This window comes from Rhodococcus sp. (in: high G+C Gram-positive bacteria) (assembly GCF_049286785.1).
Lineage (GTDB): Bacteria > Actinomycetota > Actinomycetes > Mycobacteriales > Mycobacteriaceae > Rhodococcus_F.
In genome coordinates this window covers 1-3,583 of record NZ_JBAQEO010000744.1, presented here as the reverse complement: position 1 = coordinate 3,583, position 3,583 = coordinate 1, and the positions used below count along the sequence as shown (strand labels likewise).

General features: G+C 69.5%; 3 protein-coding genes and 1 pseudogene. All 4 read left to right on the top strand.

The window, feature by feature from the left end; all coding sequences use genetic code 11:
- Nucleotides 1-1,543: cutinase family protein (locus WAW17_RS27045; RefSeq protein WP_422335942.1), on the top strand; the 1,543-nt coding region annotated here is incomplete at its 5' end.
- A 64-nt stretch (nucleotides 1,544-1,607) separates the two neighbouring features.
- Nucleotides 1,608-2,357, top strand: coding sequence for a hypothetical protein (locus WAW17_RS27040; RefSeq protein WP_422335941.1), 750 nt, complete (start codon nucleotides 1,608-1,610; stop codon nucleotides 2,355-2,357).
- Nucleotides 2,354-3,292 carry a hypothetical protein gene (locus tag WAW17_RS27035; protein WP_422335940.1) on the top strand — a complete coding sequence of 313 codons (939 nt, stop codon included), beginning with the start codon at nucleotides 2,354-2,356 and terminating at the stop codon, nucleotides 3,290-3,292. The genes WAW17_RS27040 and WAW17_RS27035 overlap by 4 nt, the downstream gene beginning before the upstream one ends.
- Nucleotides 3,292-3,583, top strand: a pseudogene (locus tag WAW17_RS27030) (hypothetical protein); the annotation flags it as partial. The gene WAW17_RS27035 and the pseudogene WAW17_RS27030, both read left to right, overlap by 1 nt.

The window sequence follows — 3,583 nt, the reverse complement described above, 5'->3', positions numbered from 1 at the left end:
GGCCGCGGCAGCGGCAGTGACTGTGATTGGGGTCGGGTCGGCGGGAACGGCGTATGCCGCGCCCGCCGGACCGGCGAGCGAGCTGGTCGGGCAGTCGTGCCCGGTTCTGTTCGCTCTGGGAATGCAGGGCACGGGGGAGTCGTCACCGGATACGTCGCCGACTCTCGACACCGGAATGCTGTCGCAGGTCTTCATGCCGATGATGGTCAAGACGACCGATTCGGCGGGTGACTCCCTTACCGGCCGCGCTTATGTGCCGTACCCGGCAGGGTTCGGTGGCGCGGTGCCGGGAGCGAATGTCCCGTATTCGCAGTCCGTGGAAGAAGGACTGCACAACCTCGAGGACACGGCCGCCGAAGTCGCGCAGGCGTGCCCGGACACGGTGTTCACCGGTGCCGGCTACTCGCAGGGCGCACATGCGATGAGCATGTTCGCCAAGAAGGTCGGTGCCGGTGAGGGCCCGATCCCGGCCGAAAAGCTCGTCGGGGTGGCGTTGTTCGGTGATCCGACACGGTCACCGGGTGCGCCCCTGTTCCCCGGAGCGGCGGGGCAGACCTCCCCGAAGCCGGCCCCTGGGACTGCCGGAACCGAGGTCGCGAAGGTGTCAGCGCCGGCTGGGTCCGCCCCGGAGGGCGGTGGGATCGGACCTACCGCCGATCATGCGGTCGCATACGGGTCTCTGACCGGCCGCGTGGCGTCGCTGTGCGAGCCCGGAGATCTCTCGTGCGATGCACCGGCGAACGCGCCGATCATGCGGGCAGTGGCCAACATCGCAGGCCAGAGCGAGTTGTCGACCGGGGATCCTATCCAGTCCTTGACCTCGGTCAGTGAGGCATTGGCACTGACGACGATCAAGACCGTGGTGCCGGTGATCAACGAGGACATCAAGGGCACCACACTCGCGAATCTGTCGATCGAGCCGCGCAAGTCGCTTTCCGAGCGGGTGGCGATCGCGTCCGATCCGCGCACGGAAATGCCGACCGCACAGGAGTCGATCGCGGCGGTAATGAAGGTCGGCACGATCGGATTCAACGCGGTCAAGACCGTGGTGAAGGAAGTCCTGACCCCGGCGAATATCGCCCAGCTCGCCACGGTTGGTCTGGCGAATCCCGCTGCGGGCGTCGCGTTGTTCGCCGCGAAGTTGGTGGGGGCAGTACCGAAGCTGGTGCCGCCGGCAACGACGTCGCGCCTGACCAAGCAGGCGTTCGACGTCGTCAAGGACAACATCAGCGACAACGCGGAGCTGGTGTCGACGACAGCACTGACGAAGTACTGGGACACAGTGCGTGCGCACGGGTCCTATGGGTCAACGCCGGTGACGGCAACCGGGCAGTCGGCAGCGCAGTTCGTGGCGGACTGGTTCGCCGCGCTCGCCAAGGATGTCGCAGGCGGAACCGACTCCACCTCCGCAGCGACGCCGCGGGTCAGTCCGTCTACCTCGGCGATCCCGCGAACCAGCTCGCCGCGCCCCGCACCGTCGTCGTCGAGAACTTCGACGACGAGTCCGCGTCCGACGTCGACCACCCCGACCGCCGCCGGATGACCGCCCCGGTTCCCCGGACGGTCCTCGTCCGGGGAACCGGCCTCGCGCAGAAAGGGATTCGATGATGACAGATACCAACTTTCCGCGGCCGGACCCGACAGCGGGCGAGCTGGCCCGCTGGTATCCGTCGTTCACACCCGCAACTCCTGCCACCACCGACCACGAATCTCCCGTAGGTCCGGTCGAGGAGCTCACGTCACCGGTGTCCTCGGCCGCGCCGACCGCGTCCGCACGGACCAGCTCGCCGAATCCTGCCGCGTCTCGACCCGTGCGGCGACCGATGTCGCCGCGGCTGCTCGCCGGGGGCGGGGCCGTCGCCGCGGTGGTGGCGGGGCTGGGTGTGTGGGCGCTCGGCGGCGGTCAGGACGCGCAACCCGCTGCCGCGACCGCGCGGACGCCGACCGCAGCACCGACCAGCTCGGAGCGCCCGCACCCGTGGTGTGACCCGGCATCCGCGGTGGACGGTGTGGTCATCGGCAACGGCCCGGGCGGAACCGATTCCGGCCCCGCCGCGATTCTCGCGTTCGACTTCGCCTATTACGTGCAGCGGTCCGGGGAAGCGGCCCGGGCTGTGGTCACCGCGGACGCTGTCGGCATCGACACCACGAACGGGCTCCAGGGCGCGTTCGACACCGAAATCCCCGTCGGCGCGCAGCACTGCGTGACCATCCGCGCGACGACGCCGGAGCGGTTCCTCGTCACGCTGCGCGAGCGCCGCACGAGCGGTGAAGAAACCAGCTACGACCAGCAGGTCATCACCACACGGGTGGTCGATGGCCGTCACCTGATCGCGTCGATCGGAAAGGCATCATGAACTCCCAGCCCGAATGGATGCAATGGCTCGACCAGGCCCCGATGGCGGACTCCGAGACGGAACCGCCGACTGCGGCAGTGGTGCCGCTGCGAGGCGGCACCACTGCGCCCACCCCCGACGCCCCGACCGCTGGTGCCACTACCAGCCCGCTCCCGCGCCAGGACCGGGACAAGGCCCCGGCGTGGCTCGAACAGGCGGCGACTCCGGCGCCGCTGGTGTTGGTCACCGGCGCGGGTGGGGGAGCGGGCGCCACGACGACGGCGGTCGGTATCGCCGGGGCATGGGCGGTCGCAGAGACCGCGTCGGCGGTGGTGGTCGATCTGACTGTTGCCGGGGGCGATCTGGGAGTGCGCACCGGTACCGATGAACGTGCTCCAGCGATCGACGCCCTCGCCGGCGCCGGCGACCCCGCCACCATCGTGGCGTCACTGCCCGTGTCATCGGCCGGGGCACGAATCATCGACCGCGGCGAGCAGCGATTCGACGAACTTCCGGTGCAGCAGATGGCCGACATTCTGTGGCCCCGCGTCGACACCGTGGTCTACGACCTGGGCCCTGCCGCGCTCCGCCTTCGCGAGTGCGCCACGCTGCGAGAAGATCCGAATGCGGTGTTCGTGCTGGTCGTGCAGGCGCGGGCGGACGCGTTCAACCGGCTGCGCGGCTACCTGGACCTGCTCGCGGCGGCCGCCGGGGAAGGCGTGTTCGACCGCACGGTGGTGGTCATCTCCCATCAGAACTCCACCGAGCCCGATGTCGATCCTGCCGAGCTGATCGGGCACTTATCTCCTCTGGTGCGTGCGGTCGAGGAGGTTCCCTACGACCCACACCTGGCCACCGGGTTGACGATCTCGAGCTGGGAACTACGCGCAGCCACGGTCGACGCCTATGCCCGTATTCAACGGGCGACAGCGGCCGCTGAGGATCGTGAGCGGTGATGGCGGCCCGCAGCTTCTCTCGCCGGACCCAGCCGCAGAACACCGGCCCGCACCTGCCTGTCCGCACCCCGAGCCGGGTCGCCGAGATCTGGGATCGGCCGGTTCCGCGCGGCCAGAACGGTCCGGCCCCGCTGGTGTGGCTGCTTGGCGCCCACGGCGGAGCGGGGATCAGCACCCTCGGTCATGTTCTCGACTTCGCCGGCGAGTGCGGGCGGAAGTGGCCGGCACCGTTCGACGGCGAGTCCCCGTTCGTGGTGATCGTCGCCCGGGAACGCGTCGACTCACTCGACA